At 39.2% G+C, this 1,316-nt stretch carries 2 protein-coding genes; both read left to right on the top strand.

The genetic code is table 11. From position 1 onward, the window contains the following. The first annotated feature begins 105 nt into the window (after nt 1-105). Nucleotides 106-318: a hypothetical protein gene (locus tag AC2VE5_RS27995; RefSeq protein WP_486890771.1), complete on the top strand. Its 213-nt coding sequence runs from the start codon at nt 106-108 to the stop codon at nt 316-318. Next, nucleotides 266-1,279 (top strand): transposase, encoded by a 1,014-nt coding sequence (locus tag AC2VE5_RS27990; RefSeq protein ID WP_486890770.1) that lies wholly within the window; start codon nt 266-268, stop codon nt 1,277-1,279. The genes AC2VE5_RS27995 and AC2VE5_RS27990 overlap by 53 nt, the downstream gene beginning before the upstream one ends. Nucleotides 1,280-1,316 lie beyond the last annotated feature (37 nt).

The raw sequence follows: 1,316 nt of genomic DNA, 5'->3' as shown, positions 1-1,316 counted from the left end.
GGGAGTATCCTTACCCTTACAAGGGTAGGTTTTTTACAATTAGGTGAGTGAAGAATCAAAAATAGGATAGAAGTAACGAAAGAACCCAAAGAAAATAGGTTAGAGATGAAATTAAATCAACATCTCAAAAATTGGAAACAGATTGTCAGTTATCGATTCCCTCATCTGAGCTTACCTCAAGTGTCTGGATTGGCAACGCGCGAGTTTTGGGATGGTAATGACACAATCAAGCAGTCTTACAAGAGTCTCAAATTTAATTGCAAAAGTGAATCAAGAAAGAGAAAATACGGTACGCCAGAGATTAAAGGAATGGTATAAAGCGGGAGAGGCGAAAGAAAAGATAGGGAATAAAAGAGCATCTCTAGAAGTACAAGAATGTTTTAGTTCATTACTTACATGGGTTGTAGATTTACTACCTCCGCTAAACAAAGAGCTACCCATAGCTATAGATGCCACGAACATCGGTCAAAACTTTACTGTTCTTTCAATTAATGTCCTTGATCGCAGGTCTGCTATTCCCATAGCGTGGAAGGTCATCCAAGGAACAGAAAAAGGAAGTTGGAAACCATATTGGCAAGAACTATTTCAAGCTCTCAAAAATATTGTACCGACAGATTGGAAAGTCATTGTTAGTGCTGATAGAGGATTATATGCTTCTTGGTTGTATGAACAGATTGTCGAATTAAACTGGCATCCATTTTTGAGAATCAATCATCAAAGTCAATATCGGTTGCTAAATTCATCTTCATGGCATTCCCTAGCAACCGTTGTTTCTCATCCTGGTAGTTGTTGGTCAGGACAAGTTGCTTGCTTTAAAACCAATACCCTCAATTGTACTCTTCTAGCTCGATGGGACGATGGTTATACTGACCCTTGGCTCATCCTCACAGATTTAAAATCAACGGATGCTGATATTGGTTGGTATGGATTTCGCTCTTGGATTGAATGCTCTTATCGAGATATCAAAAGTGATGGTTGGCAATGGCACAAAACTCGTTTACGAAAACCAGACCGAGCCGAACGTCATTGGTTAGCAATGGCTGTCGCTTTACTCTGGATGGTTACTCTTGGTGGAGAACAAGAAATCTTATCTGATGGACTAATTAGTGTTCGTTCTGAGCCACATCAACTTACTCCTGCTCGTCAAATATCTTGTTTTCTTAATGGTTTGTTAACTGTAGTAGCGCGACTGCTCAATGGTCAGTCTTTGTTTCTCGGTCGTTTGTTTCCTTTATCCTTTAATCGTTTCAGCGATTTATCTTTTTCTGATTCTTCCTAATTGTAAAAAACCTACCCTTGTAAGGTATCCTTACCCC

The organism is Aliterella sp. E5.1, assembly GCF_057473825.1.
The sequence above is the reverse complement of the archived record's forward strand: the minus strand, read 5'-3'. Positions and strand labels throughout refer to the sequence as shown.